This is a genomic window from Thermomonospora sp. CIF 1 (assembly GCF_001896795.1).
Classification (GTDB): domain Bacteria; phylum Actinomycetota; class Actinomycetes; order Streptosporangiales; family Streptosporangiaceae; genus Thermomonospora; species Thermomonospora curvata.
This window is the reverse complement of sequence record NZ_MOYN02000026.1, coordinates 134,278-153,414: the sequence shown is the minus strand read 5'-3', so window position 1 is coordinate 153,414 and position 19,137 is coordinate 134,278. Positions and strand designations below refer to the sequence as shown.

General features: G+C 71.5%; 16 protein-coding genes. 8 read left to right on the top strand and 8 right to left on the bottom strand.

Going from position 1 to position 19,137, the window contains the following annotated elements:
- Positions 1-3: 3 nt before the first annotated feature.
- From BUE48_RS23205 to BUE48_RS23195, 3 genes are all read right to left on the bottom strand, one after another.
- Complete coding sequence (locus tag BUE48_RS23205) at positions 4-900, bottom strand: SAM-dependent methyltransferase (protein ID WP_286991038.1); 897 nt, start codon at positions 898-900, stop codon at positions 4-6.
- A gap of 439 nt (positions 901-1,339) precedes the next feature.
- Positions 1,340-2,287 (bottom strand): CNNM domain-containing protein, encoded by a 948-nt coding sequence (locus BUE48_RS23200; protein WP_286991037.1) that lies wholly within the window; start codon positions 2,285-2,287, stop codon positions 1,340-1,342.
- Positions 2,287-3,621: a hemolysin family protein gene (locus BUE48_RS23195; protein WP_041442826.1), complete on the bottom strand. Its 1,335-nt coding sequence runs from the start codon at positions 3,619-3,621 to the stop codon at positions 2,287-2,289. The genes BUE48_RS23200 and BUE48_RS23195 overlap by 1 nt, the downstream gene beginning before the upstream one ends.
- Positions 3,622-3,818: 197 nt before the next feature.
- On the opposite strand from BUE48_RS23195, the gene BUE48_RS23190 reads away from it, so the two are divergent.
- Positions 3,819-4,376, top strand: a complete 558-nt coding sequence (locus tag BUE48_RS23190; protein WP_286991036.1) for a hypothetical protein — start codon at positions 3,819-3,821, stop codon at positions 4,374-4,376.
- Positions 4,377-4,652: 276 nt separating this feature from the next.
- Here BUE48_RS23190 and BUE48_RS23185 read toward each other — a convergent pair whose 3' ends face one another.
- From BUE48_RS23185 to BUE48_RS23170, 4 genes are all read right to left on the bottom strand, one after another.
- Positions 4,653-6,599 (bottom strand): PhoX family protein, encoded by a 1,947-nt coding sequence (locus BUE48_RS23185; RefSeq protein WP_286991034.1) that lies wholly within the window; start codon positions 6,597-6,599, stop codon positions 4,653-4,655.
- 371 nt (positions 6,600-6,970) lie between these two features.
- Positions 6,971-7,912, bottom strand: coding sequence for an MBL fold metallo-hydrolase (locus BUE48_RS23180; RefSeq protein WP_286991033.1), 942 nt, complete (start codon positions 7,910-7,912; stop codon positions 6,971-6,973).
- Between the two features lie 59 nt (positions 7,913-7,971).
- On the bottom strand, positions 7,972-8,634 hold the full coding sequence (locus BUE48_RS23175) for a response regulator (RefSeq protein ID WP_012854964.1): 663 nt from the start codon (positions 8,632-8,634) through the stop codon (positions 7,972-7,974).
- Positions 8,616-9,926, bottom strand: coding sequence for a sensor histidine kinase (locus BUE48_RS23170; RefSeq protein WP_286991032.1), 1,311 nt, complete (start codon positions 9,924-9,926; stop codon positions 8,616-8,618). The genes BUE48_RS23175 and BUE48_RS23170 overlap by 19 nt, the downstream gene beginning before the upstream one ends.
- Before the next feature lie 179 nt (positions 9,927-10,105).
- Here BUE48_RS23170 and BUE48_RS23165 point away from each other — a divergent pair, with 179 nt between their 5' ends.
- The gene (locus BUE48_RS23165; protein ID WP_012854962.1) at positions 10,106-10,831 is read left to right on the top strand and encodes an ABC transporter ATP-binding protein; all 726 of its coding nucleotides are present in this window, start codon (positions 10,106-10,108) and stop codon (positions 10,829-10,831) included.
- Between the two features lie 4 nt (positions 10,832-10,835).
- Positions 10,836-12,752, top strand: a complete 1,917-nt coding sequence (locus BUE48_RS23160; RefSeq protein ID WP_286991031.1) for an FtsX-like permease family protein — start codon at positions 10,836-10,838, stop codon at positions 12,750-12,752.
- A 75-nt stretch (positions 12,753-12,827) separates the two neighbouring features.
- On the opposite strand, the gene BUE48_RS23155 is transcribed toward BUE48_RS23160, so the two are convergent.
- The gene (locus BUE48_RS23155; RefSeq protein WP_012854960.1) at positions 12,828-13,130 is read right to left on the bottom strand and encodes a hypothetical protein; all 303 of its coding nucleotides are present in this window, start codon (positions 13,128-13,130) and stop codon (positions 12,828-12,830) included.
- A gap of 1,028 nt (positions 13,131-14,158) precedes the next feature.
- Here BUE48_RS23155 and BUE48_RS23150 point away from each other — a divergent pair.
- The 5 genes from BUE48_RS23150 to BUE48_RS23130 all read left to right on the top strand — a co-directional run bounded on the left by BUE48_RS23150 (position 14,159) and on the right by BUE48_RS23130 (position 19,114).
- Complete coding sequence (locus BUE48_RS23150; protein WP_286991030.1) at positions 14,159-15,487, top strand: helix-turn-helix domain-containing protein; 1,329 nt, start codon at positions 14,159-14,161, stop codon at positions 15,485-15,487.
- A gap of 16 nt (positions 15,488-15,503) precedes the next feature.
- Positions 15,504-16,799 (top strand): helix-turn-helix domain-containing protein, encoded by a 1,296-nt coding sequence (locus BUE48_RS23145; RefSeq protein WP_286991029.1) that lies wholly within the window; start codon positions 15,504-15,506, stop codon positions 16,797-16,799.
- A 101-nt stretch (positions 16,800-16,900) separates the two neighbouring features.
- The gene (locus tag BUE48_RS23140) at positions 16,901-17,296 is read left to right on the top strand and encodes a GntR family transcriptional regulator (RefSeq protein WP_286991027.1); all 396 of its coding nucleotides are present in this window, start codon (positions 16,901-16,903) and stop codon (positions 17,294-17,296) included.
- A gap of 132 nt (positions 17,297-17,428) precedes the next feature.
- Positions 17,429-18,448 carry an XRE family transcriptional regulator gene (locus BUE48_RS23135; protein ID WP_286991025.1) on the top strand — a complete coding sequence of 340 codons (1,020 nt, stop codon included), beginning with the start codon at positions 17,429-17,431 and terminating at the stop codon, positions 18,446-18,448.
- 174 nt (positions 18,449-18,622) lie between these two features.
- On the top strand, positions 18,623-19,114 hold the full coding sequence (locus BUE48_RS23130) for an NUDIX hydrolase (RefSeq protein ID WP_286991024.1): 492 nt from the start codon (positions 18,623-18,625) through the stop codon (positions 19,112-19,114).
- Positions 19,115-19,137: the final 23 nt, after the last annotated feature.

Below are 19,137 nucleotides of genomic sequence, written 5' to 3'. Positions count from 1 at the left end.
TTTTCAGGGGGCGCGGGGAAGCGGCACGGGCGACGGCGTCCGCCCCTCGGGTGCGGGCAGCGGGCGCGGGCAGGCCACCCCGGCGTACATCAGGGCGTGCTCGGGCGCCCTGGGCGGGTGCGCCGGACGCCACTGGGCGGTGAAGACCAGGCCGGGCTCGACCGGCGGCAGGTCGCCGAAGAACGCGGCGATCTCCTCCCGGGTGCGCGGCACCAGCGGGCAGGGGCACTCGGCGCCGAACAGGCGGGCGGCGGCGGTGGTGGCCGCGCCGTCGGCCTCGGCCGTCAGGTGCGTGATGACCAGGGCGCTGTCGTCGGGCAGCCCGCGGCGCAGGCGGGCGACCGCCTCGTGCGGCCGGTCGGCGTCCGGCACGAAGTGCAGCACGCACGTCAGCAGCACGGCGACCGGCCGCTGCAGGTCCAGCAGGGCGCCGGCCCGCTGCAGCAGCCGCCCGGGGTCGCGCAGGTCGGCCCCGATCACCGCCACGTTCCGCTCCCCGGCCAGCAGCGCCCGTGCGTGCGCCAGCACGATCGGGTCGTTGTCGACGCACACCATGCGCACTCCCGGCCGTTCCCGGACGGCGATGCGGTGCACGTCGTCGGCGGTGGGCAGACCGCAGCCGATGTCCAGGAACTGGGCGTAGCCGGCGCGGGCGAGGCTGCGCACCGCGCGGGCGACGAATCGCCGGTTCTGCCGGGCGGCCTGGATCAGGCGGGGCTGGAGGCGCAGCATCCGCTCGGCCAGCGCCCGGTCGTTCTCGTAGTGGTCCTTGCCGCCGAGCAGATGGTCGTAGACGCGGGCGGGACTGGGGGCGGCCTGCACGGCGGCCACGGAGGGCCGCAGTTCCTCCCAACCGTCCTCAAAGCCTTCGCCCCAGGGGCGCCGGCCACCGTGGCTCACCGTTGAACCGCCTCTCGCAGGTCAAGAAAAGCTGCGCTCTCATTGTGGCCAAGCCGGCGCGCCGATAAGGCCGAACCGCCTTTAAAAGAGAGCGGATAACGTACCGCCTGAAAATAGTGGCATAAGGTGTCAAAAACGGCGTCATCTGGCGTGACAGGTGACCTTACAGAAGGTGCGGGGGATGGATTGTCCGCATCCGGCCATATGGTCGTTCTTTTCGGGCCGGTGCGGGCCGCCGGGAGCGTCGGCCCAAGGATTCGGCGCCGGCCGGGTGCGCCGCCCGCCCCGTCCCGCTGCGAAGATCCCGGTCAGGAGGAGGAGTGAGGGGCGGGGTGGCGGGCTTTACTGACCGCTGGCCTGTGGGCGTCCCGGGTCGCCTGCGTACCTTACCGTGCGGCGGCATTGGACGCCCGCATGAAATGTGAATTTCCTTCAATTTCTAGTCCGGGGCCTTCACCACGGCCACCTGGGCGCGCTCACGGCGCAGGTGCGTGGCCGCGTCCAGCACCGTGGTGGCCTCCTCCAGCTCCGGCACCGGGTAGGCCATGTCGGCCGCCCGCCGCCCGTTCTCGGCGGTGATCGCGTCCCGGACGTGGGTGACGCCCAGGATCGTGCCGTCGCGGTCGCGCACCAGCAGCCGGGCATGCCCGCTGGCCCGTGCCGCGCGGCGGATCTCCAGCGGCCCGGCGTCGGCCGGCACGGCGGCCACCTGAGCGGCCGGGATCGTCAGGCCGGCGATGGACGCCTCCCGGATGGCGATCACCCGCCCCAGCAGGTCGTGGTCGCGCCGGTCGATCAGGCCCAGCCGCCGCGACTCGCCCAGCAGATGCCCCAGCCGCTGCGGGTCGGTGTGGGTGTCCACCTCGTTGCGCGGCGGCACCCGGATCAGCCGCAGAAAACCGTTGGCCATCCCGTTCATCACCGCCAGCACCGGACGGGCCACCCGGGCGAAGGCCCGGAACGGCAGCGCCAGGATCAGCGCCGAACGCTCCGGATGCGAGATCGCCCACGACTTGGGGGCCATCTCGCCCACCACCATGTGCAGGAACGTCACCACCGCCAGCGCCACCGCCAGCGCCACCGCGTGCGAGGCGCTCTCCGGCAGGCCGAGCGCGTGCAGCGGATCGGCCAGCACCTTCTCGAACGCCGGCTCGGAGACCACGCCCAGGCCCAGCGTGCACATGGTGATGCCGAGCTGGGCGCCGGCCAGCATCAGCGACAGCTCCGAGATCCCGGCCACCGCCGCGCGGGCCGGGCGGCTGCCGGCGCGCGCGGCCCGCTCCAGCCGCGGCCGCCGCGCCGCCACCAGGGCGAACTCCGCGGCCACGAAGAAGCCGTTGCCGGCCAGCAGCAGCACGGTGACGACGAGGGCGGTCAGCGGATCCATCAGCCCTCACCCCCCGCGGCGGCCGGCACCCGCAGCCGCACCGTGCGCGGCACCCGCCGGGCCACGGCCAGCACCTCGATCTCCACCTCGCCGGCGCCGCCGTGCGGCTCGCCCAGCTCCACGGTGACCCGGTCGCCGCGGCGCGGCAGCCGGCCCAGCCGGGCGATCACCAGCCCGCCCAGGGTGTCGTAGACCTCGCTGTCGGGCAGCGCCAGCCCGGTCTGCCCGGCGACCTCGTCGATGCGCAGCGCCGCGTCCACCGTCCAGCCCCCGTCGGGGGCGGCGGCCCAGCCGGTGTCGTAGACGTCGTTCTCGTCGGTGATCTCCCCCACCAGCTCCTCGGCGATGTCCTCGAAGGTGAGGATCCCGGCCAGCCCGCCGTACTCGTCCACCACGCAGGCGAACTCCTCGCCGGTCTCGCGCATCCGCTCGATCACCCCGTACAGCGGCTGCGAGGCCGGCACCAGCAGCGCGGGCCGGGCGATCTGCTTCACCGGGGTGTCGGGGGACAGGGAGTCGTCGGCCAGCTCGTGCACCCCGGCGACGCCCACGATGTCGTCCACCTCGGTGCCGTAGACGGGGTAGTTGGTGTGCCCGGACCGGCGCACCAGCTCGGTGAGCGCGGCCACGGTGGCGTCGGCGGCCACCGTGACCACCTTCGGACGGGGCACCATCGCCTCGTCGGCCGTCCGCTCCCCGAAGGTCAGCGCGCGTTCCAGCACCACCGACAGGTCGGCCGGCAGGTGCCCGGCGCGCTGCGACTCGCCGATGATGTCGCTGAGCTCCTCCAGCGTCGCCCCGTGGTGCAGCTCCTCGGCGGGCTCGATGCCCACCGAGCGCAGCAGCCGGTTGGCGGCGGTGTCGAACAACCTGATCACCGGCCCCGCCACCGCCAGGTAGGCCAGCGTGGAGGAGGCCAGCGCCCGCGCGATGCCCTCGGCCCGCGCCAGCGCCCAGTTCTTGGGGATCAGCTCGCCCATCACCATCTGCACCACGGTGGCGATCGCGAACCCGACCGCCAGCGCGATCGGGCCCACCGCGCCCTCCGGCACGCCCGCCCACACCAGCGGGGAGTGCAGCAGGGCGGCCAGCGCCGGCTTGGACAGCAGCCCGACGATCAGCCCGGTGACGGTGATGCCCAGTTGCGCGCCCGAGAGCATGAACGACAGCCGGCCCATGACCTGCAACGCCCTGCGGGCCTTGGGGTCTCCTTGCTCGGCGGCGGCGCTCAGCGCGGTCCGGTCGGCCGCGACATAGGCGAATTCCTGTGCGACAAAGTATCCGGTCGCCGCTGTCAGCACGAACAGCGCGACAACTCCCAGCACGATGCTCAGCACGACCCACCCGCAGGGGTGTTGGGTCTATGACTGGAAGGGTCCGACATCGCGGACGCTCAGCTCCTTTCGATTAGGCCTGTAATACCCGCAACGTACCACCCGACCTGCGCCTTCCCTAGACCCGGATCGCGCGGGACTGGCGGCCCGCCTGCTTCCTGGTCTCGATGTCGGTGGTGCCCGATAAAGAACCTGTTATGGGTCTCAACACCGGATATGTTCTGGTCAAAGGACTGAGCCGGGACGAACTGCTCACCCGGCTGGGCGCCAAGGTGGGCGGCCCGGTCGAGCTTCCCCTCTCCTGGAAGGCGCCGATATCCCTGGGGCCGACCGTGCAGGGCTGGACGATCATCGGTGATCCCTGGGGCCGCGTGGGCGACAGCCCGCGCCGCCTGGTTCCGCTCAGCCGGGACGCCACCGTGATCTCCGGCTGCCTGCAGGAGACCACCATGTACAGCCAGGCGGTGATGTACGTGGACGGGCGTTTCCGCTGGAAGGTCTTCAGCGACTGCTCCAAGCCCGATGAGCGGGGGATGCACGTCATCTCCAAAGGGGACGCCCCGCAGAGCCTGGCCGAGCGCATCCGGCGGGCCCGGGAGAAGGAACTCCAGACGGGCGGTGACCACCAGTTCAACGTGCCGCTCGACCTGATCACCGAGGCCACAGGCGGGGTGATCAGTGGCCGCTACCCCTGGCACGACGAGGAGGAGGGCGTCGTCTACCGCGAGCTGATCTTCACCGAGGAGGGCGCTTGACCACGTGATCTTGGAGGGCCGCGACGGGGCTCGATGGTCTCCGGGATCACGACGTTGCAGGTCACGGCACCGTCCTGACTGCGCCGTCCCCGCATGCGACCTGCGGAACGGCGCGTGAATCACCGCGTGGCCACCGGCCGGGCCTCCATGCCGTGCGGTCGCGGCCCACGGCGTGCCCGAGGCCCGGGCCGGCCCCGCTTGCGCGGGACCGGCCCGGGCGAGAAGGAGCGGCCGGGCCCGGTGCGCGAAAGGCCGGCCACTGTGGGGGGGAGCGGGTCAGGTGCCGATGACGCCGCCGTCCTTCTTGCGGATGACGACGGTGGCCGAGCGGGGACGCCCCGCCGGGTCGTGGTCGGGCCAGGAGCTGACCGCGTTGGGGTTCTGCGGCGTGGGGGCGGCGCCCCAGAACGCGGTGTCCTCCCCGGGGTGCTGGATGTTGACGAACATGGTCCGCTGGTCCGGCGTCATGGCGAAGCCGGTGACCTCGCAACCGCGCGGGCCGACCAGGAACCGGCGGACCTCGCCGGTGGCCGGGTCGGCGGCCAGCATCTGGTTGTTGCCGATGTTGTCGTGGCCCCGGTCGGGACGGTTCTGGGTGGAGTTGGACACGTCGGTCTGGATCCACAGCCGCCCGTCGCGGTCGAAGCCCAGGCCGTCCGGGGAGCCGAACACGTCCTCGGGGGACAGCTTGACCTGCGGGTCGTAGGCGGGGTCGCCGGCCAGCAGGAAGATGTCCCACTCGAAGGTCAGCGCGGTGTTGTCGCCGCCCCGCTCCCGCCAGCGCACGATGTGGCCGTAGGGGTTGGGCTTGCGGGGGTTGACCTTGTTGTTCCAGCCGGAACCGTTGGTGAGGGTCAGGTAGACGTCCTTGGTGCGCGGATGGACGGCCACCCACTCGGGGCGGTCCAGCTTGGTGGCGCCCACGGCGTCGGCGGCCTCCCGGGTGCGCAGCAGCACGTCCGCCTGGTCGGCCCACCCGCCCGCCTTGGTCAGCGGGCCGGTGCCGTGCTTGAGCGGCAGCCACCGCCCGGTGCCGTCGTCGTTGAACTTGGCCACATACAGCGTGCCGTGGTCCAGCGGGCTCTTGCGCAGGGCGCGCAGCAGCCGCCAGGGGGCGCTGCCGACGAACTTGTAGATGTACTCGCCGTCCTGGTCGTCCCCGGTGTAGACGACGATCCGGCCGCGCGACTCGGTGACGGTGGCGCCCTCGTGCTTGATGCGGCCCAGCGCGGTGCGCTTGACCGGGGTGGACTTGGGGTCGAACGGGTCGATCTCCACGACCCAGCCGAACCGGTTGAGCTCGTTGGGGTTGACCGCAACGTCGAACCGGGGATCGGCTTCGTGCCAGCGGTAGGAACTGTTCGCCGACACGCCGTAGCGGGCCTGCTGGGGCGTCGGCTTCCACGAGGAGTCGGTGGTGCCGAAGTAGCTGTTCCAGTTCTCCTCGCAGGCCAGGTAGGTGCCCCACGGGGTCTGCCCGTTGGAGCAGTTGTTGAGGGTGCCCATGGGGGCGTTCTCGGCCTTCAGCGCCGGGTGCCTGGGGCCGACCGGGCCGGAGAAGGTCATCGGGGTGGTGCCGGTGATGCGGCGGTTGTAGCGGGAATCGACCTGCTTCCACCGGCCCTTGTCCTGGACGATCTTCACGACGCTGACGCCGTGCGCGGCCAGCGCCTTGTCCACCTTGGCCTTGGTCATCTGCGCGTCCCCGTCGGGGAACAGCAGCGCCTGGTCGACGTACTCGTGGTTGAGGACGAGCAACCCCTGCCGGCTGCCCAGCGGCCCGGCGCCCAGGGGGAAGAAGGCCATGCCGTCGTGGTGCATGCCGATCTGCTTGGCCTGGTCGGCGGCGCTGTTGGAGGCGTCCTTGCGCCATTTGGGGCCGCGTGAGCTCAGCGGGGTGCCCCATGGGATCAGCACCTGGGCGGTGTACCCGGGAGGCACCACGATCTTGTCGTCGGTTCCGGCCGGGACGGCCTGGAACCCCAGCAGCTTCTTGCCCTTGCCGGGCTTGCCGGGCTTGCCGGGATTGCCGGGCGCGGCCATGGCGGTGCCGGTGCCGGCGACGGCGCCGATGAAACCGGCGGCGGCGACCACGGTACCGCCGCGGATCACCGACCGCCGTGACAGCCGGGCCTCGGCGACCTCGCGCAGCGTCGCGTTGCCCGATGGATTGGAACTGATGTCGTCAGGGTCTGCGGCCGGACGGATGTCCTCAGCGGTCATGGGCACCTCATTGCTCGACAACCGGTGGATTCCGGGAAAGAACCGGCAGGTCGCACGGTCGCTCGCAACTTAGAGAGTTCCCGTGACCACTCAGCGGACACGAGGTGAACAAACGCTTCCTTTTCAGTTCCGTCTTCAGTTCACCGGGACGCGGCCGCTTCGGAAAACCGGTGTTCCACCGCGTGGTCTTGGCCGGCCGGAACGGGACGTCGCAGGCCACGGCATCGTCCCTGAGCGCGACTCCCCGCATGCGACCTGCGGGGACGGCGTGCGGAAAGGCCCGATGACAAGGCCGCCCGGCGGCTGCGGTGCCGCCCCCGGCCCTCGGCCGCCTTTCGGTCACCGGCCGTCCGCCCGTGTGGGGCGGACGCTCAGACCGAGGTGGACATGGGACCGCCGTTGAAGGTCACCGTGTCGAGGGCGGCCTGGGCCAGGTCGAAGGGCTCGCCGGTGGTGTCGGCGTAGAACTTGTGCAGGTTGAACACCAGCCGTTCGGCGTCGGCCCAGGCGGCGAACTCGCCCAGGTCGGCGCGCTGGGCGGCCTCCAGCGGGGACAGCCCGTCCTTCATGCCGTCCGTCCCGACCTCCAGCAGGAACCGGTAGTAGCGCTCGTGCGCGGCCAGCACGTCCGGCAGCGCGGCGCCGTCGCAGATCGGCCCGTGCCCGGGGACGACCCGGTCGGGTTCGAAGGAGGCGATCCAGTCCAGCGAGCGCAGGGCGCCGGTGACCGACCCCATGCCCAGCATCGGTGTCAACCCATGGAACAGCAGGTCTCCGGTGAACAGCACCCGCTCCTCCGGCAGCCACACCACCACATCCCCGGGGGTGTGGGCGGCGTACCCGGGGTGGCGCAGCTCGATCCGCCGGTCGCCGAGGGTCACCGCCAGCTCGGAGGTCAGCGTCACCTCCGGCGGACGGCGGGTGACCGCGCCCCAGTCCGGCAGCGGCTCCCACAGCGGCGGGCACCCGTCGATGATGAAGTCGGCCAGGATGCCCTTGCGGGTCTCCTCGTGCCCGATCAGCACGGTGGACTCCGGCAGCAGCGAGTTGCCGTGGGTGTGGTCGCCGTGCAGGTGCGTGTTGACCGCGTACCGCAGCGGGACGTCCCCGGTCGCCTCCCGCACCGCCGCCAGGAACCGGCGGGTCCGGGCCTCGGTGGCGCAGGTGTCGACGATCAGCGTCCCTTCCGGGGTCGAGATCGCCCCGGTGTTGTTCACCCACCACGTACCGTCCGGCTGTACCCAGCCGAAGACCCCTTCGCCCAGTTCGTGCAGAACGGGTTCCCGCGCGGTATCCGCACCCGATGTCGCCATGCCGCCGAGCCTACTGACGCCCGCCCGCCCGGGGGCGCCGAATCCGGACGTCCGCCCGCTCACCGGGACGGGCGGCTGCGCAGGTAGGCCAGGACGGCCAGGACGCGGCGGTGGGTGTCCTCGGCCGGCGGCAGGTCGAGCTTGGTGAAGATCGCGCCGATGTGCTTGCCCACGGTCGCCTCGGAGACGACCAGGCGGCGGGCGATGGCGCTGTTGGAGTGCCCTTCGGCGATCAGGGCCAGCACCTGGCGTTCCCGCGGGGACAGGGCCTGCAGCGGGTCGCGGCGGCGGCGCAGCAGCCGGCTGATCACCTCCGGGTCCACCACCGTGCCGCCCGCCAGGACGCGGCGCAGCGTGGCGGCGAAGTCGGCCACGTCGGTGACCCGGTCTTTGAGCAGGTAGCCCACCCGCCTGCCGTCCCCGGAGTCCAGCAGGTCGGCGGCGTAGCTCAGCTCCACGTACTGGCTGAGCGCCACCACGGCCAACGACGGGTCGGCGCGGCGCAGCTCGACGGCGGCGCGCAGCCCCTCGTCGGTGTGGCCCGGCGGCATCCGAATGTCGGTGATCACCAGGTCGGGGGAGTGCTCGGCGACCGCGGCGGTCAGCGCCTCGGCGTCGCCCACCGCGGCGACCACCTGGAACCCGAACCGGTCCAGCAGCCCGGTGAGCCCTTCGCGCAGCAGCACGCCGTCTTCGGCGAGCACTACCCGCTCAGCTCGCATGCCAGCTCCACCCGCACCACGGTCGGCCCCCCGGCCGGGCTCGACAGCAGCATTCTGCCGCCGACCGCCGCCACCCGGTCGGCCAGCCCGGTCAGGCCGGTCCCGGCGTCCGGGTCGGCCCCGCCGGCGCCGTCGTCGGCGACCTCGACGGTCAGCAGGCCGTCCCGCCAGGCCACGGTCACCGTGGCCTGCGTGGCGCCGCCGTGCCGGGCGGCGTTGGTGAGCGCCTCCGACACCACGAAGTAGGCGGTGCTCTCCACCGGCGGGGGCGGCCTGCCGGGCAGCTCGGCGTGCACGGTCACCGGCAGCGCGGCCCGGTCGGCCAGCTCCTCCAGCGCCGCCACCAGCCCCCGGTCGGTCAGCACCCGCGGGTGGATGCCGCGGATCACCTCCCGCAGCTCGCGCATCAGCTCCCGGGCCTGCCGGTGGGCCTCGCCCACCCGCTCGGCGGCCGGTGAGCCCGGCGGCAGGTCGAGCAGGGCCATGCCGAGCTGCAAGGTCAGCCCGAGCAGCCGCTGCTGGGCGCCGTCGTGCAGGTCCCGTTCGATGCGGCGGCGTTCGGCCTCGAAGGCGTCCACCAGGCGGGCCCGCGACCGGGACACCTCCACCAGTTCGGCCCGCAGCCGCTGCTCGGGCCGCCCCTCCAGCAGCCGCCGCGCCAGCGCCCCGTGCGCCGCGGCCAGCGCCACCAGCAGATAACCGGCGATGGGCACCCCCGCCAGCCCGGCCAGGGCGTACGGCAGCGCCTCCCGGACGGTGCCGACCGTGGCGACGCCGATGGCCACCGGGCCCTCGGCCCCGGCCACCAGCAGCGGCCCGGCCAGCAGCATCACCACCAGCAGCACCGCCAGCCCGACCGCCCCGTACACCGGCGGCACCAGGACGGCCAGCAGGCAGGCGTACCCGAACTCCCGCCAGGTGGCCGCCTCGGCGTAACGGGTACGCAGCCACGCCGCCACCCCCGCAGCCGGCGGGACGGCGTGCCCCGGCCGCACGGGACGGGCATCGACCAGGCGCAGCCGCCGCCGCTCCAGCTCGGCCAACGGCAGCGCCACCAGCGGCCCGAACACCGCCAGCGCCACGCCCCCGCAGACGACCAGCGCCCCCGCCACGGTGGGCGGCCGTCCCGCGGCCAGCGCCCACGGGGAGGCCAGCACCGCCAGCGGCACCGCCGCCAGCACCGCCACCACCGCACCGCTCCCCAAAAAGGCCACCGCACGCCACGGCCACCGGCCCAGGAGCAGCCGCCACCCGAGCGCCTCCCACGCCGTCTTCGGCCCTTCTGCCGCCACACCGGCACGGTAGCCCCGCCGCGTGCGCCCGGGCGGTAGGGCTGGCCCTACCTCGAAATCGGGGGCTCGGCATGATGCGCCCCGCCCGCCTTCGCCGGTGGAATCCCGGGCATGACGATCCGGACCTTCGCTCGTCCAAGTGGACGCCCCGCACGCTCCCGCACCGGTGGAGGGCGGCCGTGACGAGTGCGGTGGCGCTGCATGGAGTGGTCAAGGAGTACGGGACGGGCGGCGCCCGGGTGCGGGCCCTGGACGGGGTGTCCCTGAACTTCCCGCAGGGCTCGTGGACCGCGGTCATGGGCCCGTCCGGCTCGGGCAAGTCCACGCTGCTGCACTGCGCGGCGGGACTGGACAGGGTGACGGCGGGCCGGGTCCACCTGGCCGGGCGGGACATCACCCGCGCCCCGGACGGGACGCTGACCGAGCTGCGGCGGCGCGCCGTCGGTTTCGTGTTCCAGAACTTCAACCTGATCGGCTCGCTGACCGCCGAGCAGAACGTGGCGCTCCCGCTCAAACTGGCCGGCGTCCGGGTGCCCAGGCAGCAGGTGCGGGCCGTGCTCGCCCGCGTCGGGCTGGCGGACCGGCTGCGGCACCGCCCCCGGGAGCTGTCCGGCGGTCAGCAGCAACGGGTGGCGATCGCCCGCGCCATGGTCACCCGCCCGGCGGTGCTGTTCGCCGACGAGCCGACCGGCGCCCTGGACTCCGCCTCGGCCCGCACCGTCCTCGACCTGCTGCGCGCCATGGTGGACGAGACCGGCCAGACCATCGTCATGGTCACCCACGACCCCGTGGCGGCGGCCCGCGCCGACGCGGTGGTGTTCCTGCGCGACGGACGCGTCGTCGATCACCTGGCCCGCCCGTCCGCCCGCCAGGTGGCCGACCGTCTCGCCCGGCTGGAGGGGTGAGGCGGTGCTGAGCCTGTCGTGGGGGACGCTGCGGGAGCGGCGGTGGCTGTTCGCCGGGGCGGTGTCGGCGGTGGCGCTGGGGGTGGCGCTGGTGCAGTCGTCCCTGCTGACGCTGGTCGCCACGGGGGAGCCGCAGATCCCGCCGGGGACATCGGGGCGGGAGGCCGAGCAGATCCGGGAGGGGTACGTCGGGGCGGCGACGCTGCTGGGGATGACGGTGCTGCTGGCGGCGTTTCTGGCGGTGTTCATCGTCGGTTCGACGTTCGCCTTCACCGTGGCGCAGCGGCGGCGGGATCTGGCGTTGCTGCGGCTGGCCGGCGGCAGCCGCCGGCAACTGGTCGTCTTGTTGCTGACGGAGGCGCTGCTGCTGGGGCTGGCCGGGACGGTACTGGGCGTGCTGCTGGGAGTGCCGGCGATGTGGGCGCAGGCCTGGCTGCTGGTGCGGCTGGGGTTCCTGCCCGGGCACTTCACCGTCGGCTGGTCCGCCGGGGTGCTGCCGGTGTCGGCGGGGGTCGGGCTCGGCGTGGCGGTCTGCGGGGTGCTGGCGGCCGCGCTGCGAGCGGCCCGGCTGCGTCCCCTGGACGCGGTGCGCGACAGTGGGGCCGCGGCGCGGGTGATGACGGCGGGCCGCTGGCTGGTGGGCCTCTCGTGCCTGGCCCTGGCGGCGCCGCTGGTGGTCGCCGGGCAGTCGGCGGACTTCCTGGGCGCGCTGCTGGTCGCCATGGCGGTCTCGATGCTGGGGGCGGTGGCGTTCAGTATGCTCAGCCCGCTGCTGGTGCCGCCCGCCGGGTGGGTGCTGGGGTCGGCGCTGCGCCGGGCGGGCGTGCTGGGCGAGCTGGCCGAGGCGAACCTGCGGGAGGGGACGCGCCGCAGCGCCGCCACGGCGGCGCCGCTGATCGTGCTGGTCGCCCTGACCGCCGGGTTCGCCGGCACGCTGGACTCGCTGGCCGCGGCGACCGGCGTGGAGATCCGGCGGCTGACCGCCGGTGACCTGGTGGTGGAGTCCACCGGCGCCCAGGCCGCCCGGCTGCGGCAGATCCCCGGCGTGGCGGTCGCCTCCACCAGGCTGTCGGTGGAGATCTCGATACGGGCCGAGCACCGCGAGGAGGGCCGCACCTGGCGGCACACCTACCACTCGGGGATCGTCGCGATCGACCCGGACGCCTACCAGCGGACCCAGCGGCTGCGCCCGGCCGCCGGCTCCCTGGACCGGCTGCGCGGCGCCACGGTCGCCATCGGCCCCGGCCTGGCCGCCGAGCCGATCCGCCGCAAGGTTCCGCCGGTCGCCCGCATCGGCGACCGGCGGGTGCGGCTGCGGATCGTCGCGGCGATGCCGGAGGTACTGGAGAACGGCGCTGACGCGTTTTTGGTGCCGCGCGAGCTGATCCCCGATGAGCTGGCCGCCCGTTCCGCGGCCGAGACGATCGTCCAGGTGGCCCCGGGCGCGTCCGTACAGGAGGTGGCCGCCCGGATTCGCGCCGCGGACCTGGGCACGGTGCGCACCGTCTCCGAGTGGGCCGACGCCCGCGTCGCCGCCCAGACCCGCGGCAACCGGGACATCATGCTGGTGCTGCTGGGCATGTCCGGCCTGTACGCCGCGATCGCCGTGGTCAACGCCCTGGTGATGGCCGGCGCCGAACGCCGCACCGAGTTCGCCGTGGCCCGGCTGACCGGGTTGAGCCGGGGCCAGGTCGTCCGGGCGGCCCTGGTGGAGTCGTGCGCCGTCATCGCCATCGGGCTGCTGCTCGGCGGGTTGGTGGCAGCCGCCGCCCTCAGCGGCCTACAGGTCATCGCCGTCCCCTGGACCCTGCTGTTCTGGCTGGCCGCCGGGGCGTTCCTGGTCGGCGGGGCGACGACCGTCCTGACCGCCTGGTGGGCGACCCGTCCCGCCCCCGTCACCTTGGCCGCCGCCCGCGAGTGAGATCGCGCCGAAAAGAGAGGCTCGGCTCTCGGGACGGGTGCTGGACGTGGAACGGGTCATAGCGACCGTACGGCGTTACGACCCCTGGCCGTCGAGATGGAGGCTCGCTATTTCCTCCAGCAGGGACGGCCGGCTCCACGAGGGGGTGTGGTCGTCCGGCTTCACCTTGAAGATCTCGAACAGGGCCTCCTCCATGGCTTCCAAGGTGTGGGCCACCCCGTGCAGGTAGCAGGCGTGCGTCTGACCGCCGATGTACTTGTCGACGTAACGCCGCAGTTCGGCGATCTCCCGCTCGATGCGCCGCAGCGCCAGAACACAGGTCCCGTGCTCCCGGTGAGCACGCCGCAGGATCTCCCGCAGCGCTTCTTCGCGGGTCATGCGGCCTCCGCTGTGAAGTCCGGCCGGATCAGTCCCCGCAGGAACCGGCTGCTCTTGGGTGCGGAGTGTCGGATCAGCGGCCGGACGCGGGAGCCGTGTCCGCGGCGTGCGTGGCGCGGGATCTCTCGCGGTGCTTCTTCGCGGGTCATGCCGTCTCCGCCATGAGGCCCAGCCGGATCAGCCCTCGCCGGAGCCAGCCGTTCTTGGGTGCTGGATGCCGGACGTCCCGCCTTCCGGGCGGCCGGGACGCCGCAGGAGATGAAGGCGCCGGTCGCCGCACGGCCGGGCGGGAGGGCACGGGCGTTCGGGATACCGCTGCCGGTCTCGTCGCCGCTTCGGGGCGGGCCGGCCCGGCAAGGGTTCTGGAAGGCGCGGCGGCACGGGATGCCGGGGGCCGCAGGGCAGCTCGCCGTGCCACCGCGCCGGCCCCGCCCGGCCGGGGGTTCGGCTGGCGGCCCGGACGGGGGGTCTGGGGGGTGAGGTAACGCCGGTAGTGGGCGGTCAACTGCTCCGCCAGGTCCTGGGCGGTGGGCGCCTGCAGCAGCCGCTTCGCGCCGGAGGGAGCGGCCGGCCACAGCCCGGACTGGACGCCGTGCCAGGGAACGGCGTCCGGGAATAGAGCCCGCAGCTCGGCCTGCTCGCGTTTCCGCCGCTGCTCGGGGGTGAGCACTGCCGGCACAGTTTGCGCAGGAATGGGCCACCGCGGCGGAGCCGTCGTTAGGATTGCGTTCAAGTCAGGAACCTTCGCTTCCTGGCCAGGCCTCGGGTAGCGGTGTGGCTGCACCGTCCGGGGCCGCTTTGCGTTTCTGGACGTCAGTGCGGGACGACCGCACGAACCGCCGTGACAGTCCGCTGACGGCTTTCTATCTGCGGCGGTGAATGCATTTAGTGAATCTGCGTCACAGTCCGCATTTCAAGAGGCATCATGGGGGACAGCTCCAGGTGTTTCCCAGGTGACGTGTGCGGATGTTCCCTGGGGAACACGTCGAATGTTCCCCAGGGAACATGGTGAGAAAGGTGCGTGCACCATGACCACCGAGCAGCGGCGAATACAGGCCGCCCGGCTGCGTGCCGAGCGTGAAAAGCGCGGCTGGGGCCAGCGAACCCTGGCCCGCCGCCTCCGAGACGCCGTCGAAGATCAACAAAAGCCCGAGTTGCCCTCATTTGTGACTTACGTCAAGCGCTGGGAAACGGGCAAGGCCGTGGTATCCGACTCCCGCTATCGCGCGGCCTACGCAGCGGTGTTCGGAATCGATCAAGAAGAGCTATTCAACGAAACGACATCGCCGGGTAGCGTGGATGTCGGTGTCATTCCCGAGGATGCGGGGGACGACATGAGACGGCGTGCCGCCCTGCAACTGCTGGCCGCTCTCGGAGCCGGAGCCGCGATCCCGCCGGCTGTCTTCGAAACAGCTCTTGCCGGAATCGAAGACGCCCTGGGCAACCCGCTTGACCTCGATGAATGGGAGCGCACCGCCCATGAGTACGGGCAACTGCTCACGGTCCGGCCCGCCGGCGCTTTGACCAGGGACTTGACCGCGGACCTGCTCGCCATCGGTGAACTGCTCACGCGGCAGATGCCCGACACCGACCGGCAACGGATGCTGCGGGTCTCCGCCGCCCTGTCGGCCTGTCTGGCGATCGACCTGGGCGGTACGGGCGATCTCCGCGCCACACGCGCCACCTGGGCCACCGCCAAACGCGCCGCAGACGCCTCCGGAGACACCACCCTGCGCGTCTGGGTGCGCGGCCGAGCGGCCCAAGAGGCCTGCTGGACCGGACGCCCGGCAGAGACGATCACCGCCCTCGCCAACGAGGGCATCGCCCTCGCGGCCGGAACCCCGTCCCCTGGTCTGGCCCGTGCCCAAGCCGCCCGCGCCTACGCCGCCGCCACCCAGGGCGACACCGCCCAGGCCCGTGTGTTCCTCGCAGCGGCCGAGCAGACCTTCGACCACCTTCCGAACGCCGACGAAAGACGAACGATCTTCGCTTTCCTGGAAAGCCATCTGTGGTGGTCGAAGTCCTACGTCCACGTCCTGACCGCCGATGACCGGGCCCGGGAGACAGTGGCAGGTGCCCTTTCCCTGTACCCGACCGAGGCGCACGGCGCACGCTCGAACCTGGCGCTCATGGACGCCATCGCCCTCATCCATGCCCGAGAGGTGGAGGCAGGCCTTCAGCAAGCTCTGACCGTCCTGGAGAAATACCCAGACGCCACGACCTCTGGAAGAAAGGTCTTGCTCGGTCAGGTCTTGCAGACGCTGCCGGAACAGGCCCGCGAACTGCCGTCCGCCCGCGAGCTCCGGGCATTGGCGTCCGTGGGGAACCCCCTGGATGTTCCCCAGGGAACATGGTGAGAAAGGTGCGTGCACCATGACCACCGAGCAGCGGCGAATGCAGGCCGTCCGGCTGCGCGCCGAGCGTGAAAAGCGCGGCTGGGGCCAGCGAACCCTGGCCCGTCTCCTCCGAGATACCGTCGAAGATCAGCAAAAGCCCGAATTGCCCTCGTTCGTGACTTACGTCAAGCGCTGGGAAGCGGGCAAGGCCGTCGTATCCGACCCGCGCTATCGAGCCCCCTATGCGGCGGTGTTCGGAATCAAGGAGGACGAACTGTTCAAGGAGGAGACATCGCCGGGTACCGTGGATGCCGACGTCATTCCCGAAGATGCGGGGGACGACATGAGACGGCGCGCCGCCCTGCAACTGCTGGCCGCTCTAGGAGCCGGAGCCGCGATCCCGCCGGCTGTCCTCGAAACAGCTCTCGCCGGAATCGAAGACGCCCTGGGCAACCCTCTTGACCTCGATGAATGGGAGCGCACGGTCCGCGAGTACGCGTATTTGATCAACCGAACGCCGGTGGGGACATATCTGGGGGACCTGACCGCTGACGTCATCACTATCGGCCGTCTCCTCGACCAGGAACGGTCCGAGGCCGTCCGGGCGGGGTTGCTGCGGATCAGCGCGGGCCTGTCGGCACTACTGGCCATCGAACTCGGCGACGTCGGCAACCGCCGAGGCGCCCGCCTGGCCTGGGGAACTGCACGACGGGCCGCCGATGCCAGCGGAGACCAGGGCCTGCGCGTCTGGGTACGGGCACGCGAGGCCGAGGAAGCGCTGTGGACAGGAGCCCCGCCCGCCGACATCCTCGCCCTGACCGCCGAGGCCGCCGCCATCGCCGATGGCAAACCGTGCTCCGGACTGCCCCGCGTCCATGCCACCCGCGCCTGCCTGGCCGCCGAGAACGGCGATCGAACGACGGCACATCGGGAGATGGCCGCTTTGGGCGACGTCTTCGAGCACCTCCCAGACACAGTCACCTCGGACCCGAGCACTTTCGGATGGGGCCCCTCGCGTCTGCGCTGGAACGAGGCGTACGTCTACACGCTCACCGGAGACGAGCGCGGCAAGGCCGCCGTGGACGAAGCAATCGCTCTCTATCCCCCCGGAACCCTGGGCCCGGTCGCCAACCTGCACATGATCCGAGCGATGGGCCTGCTCCAAGACCGCGAGATCGACGCGGCCCTAGATGCATCGGTAACCACGCTGCAACGACTGCCGATCAGCCCGGCACGACGCCATATGAGCAACCAGATCCTGCGAGCCCTGCCGGACAAGGCCCACGAATTGCCCGCCGCCCGCGAACTCCGGGCATTGACGACCGCCGTCTGAGGCACGGAGGTTCATGCTTTGGCCCTTTGCTGGGCGTGTCCTCGTTCGGCCCAGGGCCTATGGAGGTGGCGGTACGGTCGGACGACGTAGGGACACTGGACGTGGCCGACTACACACCCGCTTACGCCAAGGTCGCTGCAGCGATCCGCGAGGCCATCCTCTTTGGGGAGCTGGCACCTGGGCAGGCCATTCCGTCCGAGGCCCAGCTCGTCCAGCAGTACGGCGTGGCCCGCGAGACGGTGCGCCGGGCGGTGGCGATGCTGCGTGGCGAGGGTTTGATCGTGACCGAGCACGCCCGAGGCTCATACGTTCGGGAGGTGCCCGAGAGACGCGAGGTAATAATCCGCCCGGCCGCTGTGGTGACATCGAGAATGCCGACTGCCGATGAACGAGACCGGCTGGACCTGCCGGAAGGCGTCCCGGTTCTGGTGGTCGAGCAAGACGGACAAACGGAAATTTATCCGGCGGGCCGCGTTCAGCTACGGGTTCAGGGATAGAGGCAGAACGACTCCCGCCTTCAAACCGCGAGCTGAATCGACCTCCTCGGCCACTCAAAACGCTCTGCCGCCGTCGAAACCCCGTGACGTACCTTGAAATCGACGGTGCTCCCAGATGAAGGGAGTGAAGAGGTGAGACGGCGCGCCGCCCTGCAACTGCTGGCCGCACTCGGAGCCGGAGCCACGATCCCACCCGGCGCCCTGGAAGGCGTCCTCGCCGGAATCGAAGAGGCCCTGGGCAACCCCCTCGACCTGGACGAGTGGGACCGCACCGTCCACGAATACGGGCAGTTGCTCATGGTCCGCCCCGCGGGCGCCCTGATCAAGGACTTGACCGCCGACATCGTGGCCGTTGGTGAACTGCTCAAACGGCAGATGACCAAGTCCGAGCGGCGTCGGCTGCTACGAGTGAGCGCCGGTCTGTCGGCATGCCTGGCGATCGATCTGGGCGACACAGGCCAGATACGCGCCGCCCGCACCACCTGGGCCACCGCGAAACATGCCGCCGATGTCTCTGGAGACACCGCTCTACGCGTATGGGTACGAGGCCGAGCCGCTCAGGACGCCTGCTGGACCGGCCGTCCAGCGAGTGTCATCGACGACTTGATCTCCGAAGCCATCGCAATCTCAGGCGGAACACCGTCCGCCGGCCTGGCTCGCGCCCACACCGCACGCGCCTACGCCACGGTCGCACAGGGCAACGTTGCCCAGGCGCATGCCTCTCTGACCGAGGCCACCCGCACGTTCGAGGCGCTACCGAGCCAGGACGGACAGTCGGTGTTCACTTTTCAGGAAACCCAGCTGCGCTGGTCTGAGTCTTACGTCCGCACCCTCGCAGGGGACGCTCAGTCCCGAGACACAGTGGCCCGTTCCTTGGCCCTCTACCCACCCGAAGCACACGGCCCCCGCTCGAACCTGGCGCTCATGAACGCAGTGGCACTCATCCACGCCCGGGAAGTGGAGGCGGGCCTTCAGCAGGCCCTAACCGTCATGGAAAAGTACCCAGATGCCACGACCGCCGGCAGGAAGGTCTTGCTCGGTCAGGTCTTGCAGACGCTGCCGGAACAGGCCCGCGAACTGCCATCCGCCCGCGAGCTCCGAGCATTGGCGTCCGTGGGGAACCCCCTGGATGTTCCCCAGGGAACACGATGAATGTTCCCAGGGAACATCTGCGCATGTTCCCTGGGAAACACCAAACGTTCCCTCAGGGAACACGGCGAGAAGGCGCATACACCGACCAGCGACGGCCGGGCGTACTTCAGCACGTACCTGAAGCCCTACGAACGGGTGTGAGCATCCGCACGGCCGTTGAACGGGAGCGAGCAAGTGGGCAAGAAGACGAAACGAGTCGATCACTGGCAGAACCCCCATGCCCCGGAACCGACGTCCCGTAGGCCGTCCGCGAGCGCCCTGGTGCGCGACGAAGCTGGACGGGTGCTGTTGCTTCAGCGCACTGACAACGGCCTGTGGACCATTCCCACGGGCGGACTGAAGAAGGGCGAGACCATCCGCGAGTGCGCCGTCCGTGAGTGCCGGGAGGAGACCGGCATCGAGATCGAGATCACGGGCCTGGTTGGGGTGTTCACCACCCCTGACCACGTGATCGAGTACATCAAGGGCGGCAAGGTCACCGAGGTCCGCCAGCCGGTGAACATCTGCCTGCACGCCCGTCCGATCGGCGGCCGGCTCACCAGCACTGACGAGGCTTCCGCCGTGCGCTGGGTCGCCCCCGAAGACCTCGCCGAATACGACATCCATCCGGCACTGCGCCGCCGCATCGACCACGGCCTGACCAGCCCCGTCCCGCACATCGACTGATCATTTTGAACGGAAACACCGGT

Coding starts and splice junctions, on each gene's coding strand:
- BUE48_RS23200 (WP_286991037.1), bottom strand. CDS start 2,287: ATGGATCCGCTGACCGCCCTCGTCGTCACCGTGCTGCTGCTGGCCGGC.
- BUE48_RS23180 (WP_286991033.1), bottom strand. CDS start 7,912: ATGGCGACATCGGGTGCGGATACCGCGCGGGAACCCGTTCTGCACGAA.
- BUE48_RS23155 (WP_012854960.1), bottom strand. CDS start 13,130: ATGACCCGCGAAGAAGCGCTGCGGGAGATCCTGCGGCGTGCTCACCGG.
- BUE48_RS23145 (WP_286991029.1), top strand. CDS start 15,504: ATGACCACCGAGCAGCGGCGAATGCAGGCCGTCCGGCTGCGCGCCGAG.
- BUE48_RS23190 (WP_286991036.1), top strand. CDS start 3,819: ATGGGTCTCAACACCGGATATGTTCTGGTCAAAGGACTGAGCCGGGAC.
- BUE48_RS23175 (WP_012854964.1), bottom strand. CDS start 8,634: ATGCGAGCTGAGCGGGTAGTGCTCGCCGAAGACGGCGTGCTGCTGCGC.
- BUE48_RS23185 (WP_286991034.1), bottom strand. CDS start 6,599: ATGACCGCTGAGGACATCCGTCCGGCCGCAGACCCTGACGACATCAGT.
- BUE48_RS23150 (WP_286991030.1), top strand. CDS start 14,159: ATGACCACCGAGCAGCGGCGAATACAGGCCGCCCGGCTGCGTGCCGAG.